This is a genomic window from Mycobacterium sp. (genome assembly GCF_036488105.1).
Taxonomy (GTDB): Bacteria; Actinomycetota; Actinomycetes; order Mycobacteriales; family Mycobacteriaceae; genus Mycobacterium.
Genome location: NZ_DASXHW010000023.1, coordinates 1 through 5,792 on the forward strand (window position 1 = coordinate 1; position 5,792 = coordinate 5,792).

Genomic DNA, 5,792 nt, shown 5'->3' on the forward strand with positions numbered 1-5,792 from the left:
CAGCGAGTCGGGGCCGAGCGGCTGAGGCGGGGCTTCGTATCCCAGTGGCGAAACCGGGCAACCCGCCGCAACCGGGGCTGCGGCAGACGTATCTTGAGTCACTGGTGCAATTTCCTGTCCCAGTCAGGCAAACTGACTACATGCGTTGTCAACTAGAGTCTAGGAGTGAAGTGCCGTCCGGTCAACGTGCGCGTCGCTGGTCGGGTATCCCTCTCGGCGATCGCCAGGCCTTGCGGCGGGACGAACTCGTCGCCGCCGGCGTGCAACTGCTCGGCGAGGCAAGCGGCCCGGCGGTGACCGTGCGGGCGGTGTGCCGGCAAGCCGGACTCACCGAACGCTACTTCTACGAGAGCTTCGCTGATCGCGACGAGTTCGTGCGCGCGGTCTACGACGATGTGTGCACCAGGGCGATGTCGACGTTGACGTCGGCCGCGACGCCGCGCGAGGCGGTCGAGCAATTCGTCGCGCTGATGGTCGACGACCCGGCGCGCGGGCGGGTGCTCTTGCTGGCCCCGGCGGTAGAACCGGTCCTGGTGCACTCGGGAGCGCAATGGATGCCCAACTTCATCGACCTGCTGCAGCGCAAGCTGACCCAGATCGGCGATCCAGTGCGACAGAAGATGATCGCCACCAGCTTGATCGGCGGCCTGACGGCACTGTTCACCGCCTACCTGGACGGGCGCCTGGCCGCCAGCCGCGAACAATTCATCGACTACTGCGTTGAAATGCTGCTCAGCAGGGCCACCGCACACTAGCCACGACGACGCAGAAAGTCCCGAGAAAACGGAACTTGAATGTCACCGGCATCGACAGATATATTTACTGAAACCGACAGACACAGATAACTGGGAGGCTGTTGTGCCGGATCCTCAAGACCTGGACCTGTTGCGTGAACTCGAGCCGGTCGTCGAGAAGTACATGAACCGGCATCTGAGCGTGCACAAGTCCTGGAACCCGCACGACTACATCCCGTGGTCGGACGGCAAGAACTTCTACGCGCTGGGCGGCCAGGACTGGGAGCCCGGGCAGTCCAAGCTGACCGACGTCGCGCAGGTGGCGATGGTGCAGAACCTGATGACCGAGGACAACCTGCCGTCGTACCACCGCGAGATCGCGATGAGCTTCGGCATGGACGGCGCGTGGGGTCAGTGGGTCAACCGCTGGACCGCCGAGGAGAACCGCCACGGCATCGCGCTGCGCGATTACCTCCTGGTCACCCGCGCCGTCGACCCGGTCGAGCTGGAGAAGCTGCGCATGGAGGTGGTGAACCGGGGCTTCAGCCCGGGTCAGAACAACCAGGGCGACCTGCTCTCCGAGAACCTGTTCGACTCGGTCGTGTACGTCACGTTCCAGGAACTTGCCACCCGCGTCTCACACCGCAACACCGGGAAGGCGTGCAACGAGACGATCGCCGATCAACTGTTGGCCAAGATCTCGCAGGACGAGAACCTGCACATGATCTTCTACCGTGATGTCACCGAAGCCGGCCTGGAGATCGCGCCGAACAGGGCGATGCATGCCCTGCACCGGGTGCTGCGCAACTTCAGGATGCCCGGGTATAGCGTGCCCGAGTTTCGCCGCAAGGCCGTGATGATCGCCGTCGGCGGCGTCTACGACCCGCGCATTCACCTCGATGAGGTCGTGATGCCGGTGTTGAAGAAATGGCGCATCTTCGAGCGCGAGGACTTCAGCGGACAGGCTGCGCGGGAGCGCGACGACCTTGCCGTGCTGATCAAGGAGCTCGAGCAGGCCTGCGACAAGTTCGAGATCTCGAAGCAGCGCCAGCTCGAGCGGGAAGCCCGCCGAGGCGATCTGAGGATGACCGCCAGGCAGCTGCACAACACCGAGGGCAAGCTGACCCTGAGCAGGCGGTAACCGGTCTTGCGCATCGGTCCGATCAACCTTGCCAGCCCGGTGGTGCTGGCGCCCATGGCCGGCGTAACGAACGTCGCCTTCCGCACATTGTGCCGCGAACTCGAGCAGGCCCGCGTCGGCACCGTCAGCGGGCTCTACGTCTGCGAAATGGTGACCGCCCGTGCCCTCGTCGAGCGGCATCCGGTCACCATGCACATGACGACGTTCTCCGCCGACGAGACGCCGCGCTCGTTGCAGCTCTACACCGTCGACCCGGCCACCACGTATGCGGCGGTGAGGATGATCGCCGACGAGGGGCTCGCCGACCACGTCGACATGAACTTCGGCTGCCCGGTGCCCAAGGTCACGCGTCGCGGCGGCGGCGCGGCACTGCCCTACAAGCGGCAGCTGTTCGGCCAGATCGTCGCGGCGGCGGTGCGCGGCGCCGAAGGCACCGACATCCCGGTGACCGTCAAGTACCGGATCGGCATCGACGACGACCATCACACCCACCTTGAGGCGGGACGGATCGCGGAGTCCGAGGGCGCGGCCGCGGTCGCATTGCATGCCCGCACCGCGGCACAGCGCTATTCGGGTACCGCCGATTGGGAGCAGATCGCCCGGCTCAAGCAACACGTTCAGACCATCCCGGTGCTGGGCAACGGCGACATCTTCGAAGCCAACGACGCACTGACCATGATGGCCGTGACCGGCTGCGACGGCGTCGTCATCGGTCGCGGTTGCCTGGGCCGGCCGTGGCTGTTCGCCGAGCTGTCGGCGGCGTTCACCGGTACCCCGGCACCGACGCCGCCCAATCTGGGCCAGGTCGCCGACATCATCCGCCGGCACGGCGAGCTGCTGAGCGAGCACTTCGGCGAGGACAAAGGCATGCGTGACATGCGTAAACACATCGCCTGGTACCTGCACGGCTTCCCGGCCGGCTCCGACGTGCGGCGGGCCCTCGCGCTGGTCAAGACCCGCGACGAACTCGGCCGTCTGCTGGACAAACTCGACGGCGATACGCCGTTCCCGACCGCCGCCGGCGGGCCGCGCGGGCGTCAGGGATCACCGGCACGGGTGGCGCTGCCGGACGGCTGGCTGACGGACCGCGACGATTGCACGGTCCCGTCCGGGGCCGACGTCATGCACTCAGGCGGCTGAAGGCGGGCCATCTGACACCATCCCCGGATCGCGTTTCCGGGGCTGTCTCAGTACCATGTGGATCTTGTTGCATCACGCGCCGGTGGCCGAGCCCAGTTGCCACCAGCGCGGCACTGCTACTACTACGACGATGCGACCGCACCGTCGCGCGGATACGTTGCGCTGCTGCGGCGGCGCCGCCCCGAGGCACCCCCTCGAACACGTGAGACCTCACCAGATTCGGAGGCCGGCAGGAGATGAGTGACGGCGACGCTGGCGCCGATGCAGCCACTCACGGCCCTGATGCCGATGACGTAGGGCTTACCGGAACGCCGCCTGGATCGCGAGGCGCCGCGCCGTGGGAGCGGTTCGGGACCGCCACGCAGACGGTCGCCGTCGTCAATCGATGGACGGGGCCCTCGGCGATGCGAGAGCCGGCTGAGCCAGCCGTCGAAACGCACGACAACGGTGGATCCCACGCCGACGGCGGGCTCACGGTCGCCGATCTGATCGCCAAGATCGGTGGCCCCGTAGCGGAACGGCCGCGGCACCACCACGCCGCTCCCGACACCGAAACAGCGGAGCCCGAATCACCACCGCCCAGCGATGAGCCGGACGACAACTACAACGCCTACGCGTTGCTGAGCCCTGCGGAATACAACTACGACCTGCCCGACCTCGATGCCATCCACCGCGAGACGTCGGTCGACCACGTCGACGTCGTGCAGACCACCGTGCTGCCGAAGACGTCGGTCCGGCCGCGACCCGCGCGCCTCGTCGACAAGCCCGATGTCGAACCCGATGACGACCTGCCCGCGCCAAGGCCTCGCCGCCGGCACGGAGCGATGCTGGTGGCCGGCCGTTTGGTGGTCGCCACCGTCGCGGCGGCGGCGCTGGCCATGACCGGCGGGGCGTGGCAGTGGAGCACGTCGAAGAACCACCGAATGAATACGGTCAGCGCGCTGGACCTGGGATCGCGCGACATCGTCGACCCGAACGCGCAATTCGGCGACGAAGACTTCCTGGTGGTCGGCATGGACTCTCGGGCCGGGGCCAACGGCGAGATGGGCGCCGGCGGCACCGAGGACGCGGGCGGCGCCCGATCGGACACCATCATGCTGGTCAACATTCCAGCAAACCGTAAACGCGTTGTCGCAGTGTCGTTTCCGCGTGACCTGGCCATCACGCCGATCCAGTGCGAGGCGTGGAATCCAGACACCGGCGAGTACGGCCCGCTCTACGACTCGGACACCAAGAAGTGGGGTCCCAGAAACGTCTACACCGAGACGAAACTGAACTCGACATTCTCCTTCGGCGGACCGAAGTGTCTGGTGAAGGAGATCCAGAAGCTCTCCGGTCTGAGCATCAACCGCTTCATCGCCGTCGACTTCGCCGGCTTCGCGAAGATGGTGGACGCGCTCGGCGGTGTGGAGGTATGCAGCACCACCCCGCTGAAGGATTACGAACTGGGCACCGTGCTCGCCCATTCTGGACGTCAGCTGATCGACTCGAAGACCGCGCTGAATTACGTGCGAGCCCGCAACGTCACGACCGAGAACAACGGCGACTACGGGCGGATCAAGCGCCAGCAGCTGTTTTTGTCCTCGCTGCTGCGCTCACTGATTTCCAAGGAGACCTTCTTCTCGTTGAGCAAGCTCAACAGCGTGGTGAACATGTTCGTCAGCAACAGCTACGTCGACAACGTCAAGACCAAGGACCTTGTCCAGCTGGGCCAGTCGGTGCAGGGCATGAATGCCGGCCACGTCTCCTTTGTGACCGTGCCGACCGGTATCACCGACGAAAACGGTGACGAGCCGCCGCGAGCCGCCGATATGCGGGCGCTGTTCAGCGCCATCATCGACGACGAAGGACTACCGGGCGAGAACAACATGAACGCGACGTCGGCTCCGCCGACCAAGTCGCTGAGCAGCAAGGCCCCCCAGTCCAGCCAAACCGGCCAGCCCAACCAGGCTGCCAACCCGCACCCCGAGAATGTCCAGGCGATGACGACCGCGCCCCAGGACGTCACCGTGCAGGTGTCGAACTCGACCGCCAAGTCCGGTTTGGCCGCCACCGCCAGCAGCCAGCTGAAGCGGCACGGGTTCCGGGTCAAGTCCCCCGACGACTACCCGAACCCGCTCAAGACCACCAAGGTGCTTTTCTCCCCCGGCAACGAGCAGGCCGCCGCCACGGTCGCGGCTTCGTTCGCGAACTCCAAAGTCGAACGGATCACCGGGACCGGACACGTCGTGCAGGTGGTGCTCGGCTCGGACTTCACCTCGGTCGGCACTCCCCCGCCGGCCGGGTCACCGGTGAGCCTGCAGGTTGATCGCAGCGCCAGCAGCCCGCCGACCAAGCTTCCCGACGACCTGACCGTCACCAACGCCGCCGATACCACCTGCGAATAGAGCAACCGCCGATAATCGGTAGGCAAATGCCCATTCACCGCGAGTTCACAGCGCACTTCATGCTGGTTCATGCCGCACGCGGAATCGAGAACGTAGGCTTGGGATATGCGAACCGCGTACCACGAGCAGCTCGCTGAGCTCTCCGAACAGCTCGGCGAGATGTGTGGGCTGGCCGGCGCCGCCATGGAGCGCGCAACACAAGCACTTCTGCAGGCCGATTTGGTGCTCGCTGAGCAGGTCATCTCCGACCACGAGAAGATCGCCGAGATGAGCACCCAAGCCGAAGAGTCCGCTTTCGTCTTGCTTGCCCTGCAGGCGCCCGTCGCCGGCGACCTTCGGTCGATTGTGAGCGCCATCCAGATGGTCGCCGACATCGACCGGATGGGGGCG

The 5,792-nt window shown here is 65.9% G+C and carries 5 protein-coding genes and 1 pseudogene; 5 read left to right on the forward strand and 1 reads right to left on the reverse strand.

The window, feature by feature from the left end; all coding sequences use genetic code 11:
• A pseudogene (locus tag VGH54_RS30000) lies at positions 1 to 102 on the reverse strand (hypothetical protein); the annotation flags it as partial.
• Between the two features lie 38 nt (positions 103 to 140).
• On the opposite strand from VGH54_RS30000, the gene VGH54_RS01345 reads away from it, so the two are divergent.
• The 5 genes from VGH54_RS01345 to VGH54_RS01365 form a co-directional block, all read left to right on the forward strand.
• A complete protein-coding gene (locus VGH54_RS01345; protein ID WP_414688617.1) occupies positions 141 to 755 on the forward strand; it encodes a TetR/AcrR family transcriptional regulator in 615 nt (204 codons plus the stop codon).
• Positions 756 to 858: 103 nt separating this feature from the next.
• A complete protein-coding gene (locus VGH54_RS01350; protein ID WP_331510140.1) occupies positions 859 to 1,875 on the forward strand; it encodes an acyl-ACP desaturase in 1,017 nt (338 codons plus the stop codon).
• 6 nt (positions 1,876 to 1,881) lie between these two features.
• Positions 1,882 to 3,015: a tRNA dihydrouridine synthase DusB gene (gene dusB, locus VGH54_RS01355; protein ID WP_331510141.1), complete on the forward strand. Its 1,134-nt coding sequence runs from the start codon at positions 1,882 to 1,884 to the stop codon at positions 3,013 to 3,015.
• A 236-nt stretch (positions 3,016 to 3,251) separates the two neighbouring features.
• On the forward strand, positions 3,252 to 5,402 hold the full coding sequence (locus tag VGH54_RS01360; protein WP_331510142.1) for an LCP family protein: 2,151 nt from the start codon (positions 3,252 to 3,254) through the stop codon (positions 5,400 to 5,402).
• 105 nt (positions 5,403 to 5,507) lie between these two features.
• Positions 5,508 to 5,792 (forward strand): PhoU domain-containing protein (locus VGH54_RS01365; protein ID WP_331510143.1); only part of this gene is annotated, 285 nt, incomplete at its 3' end.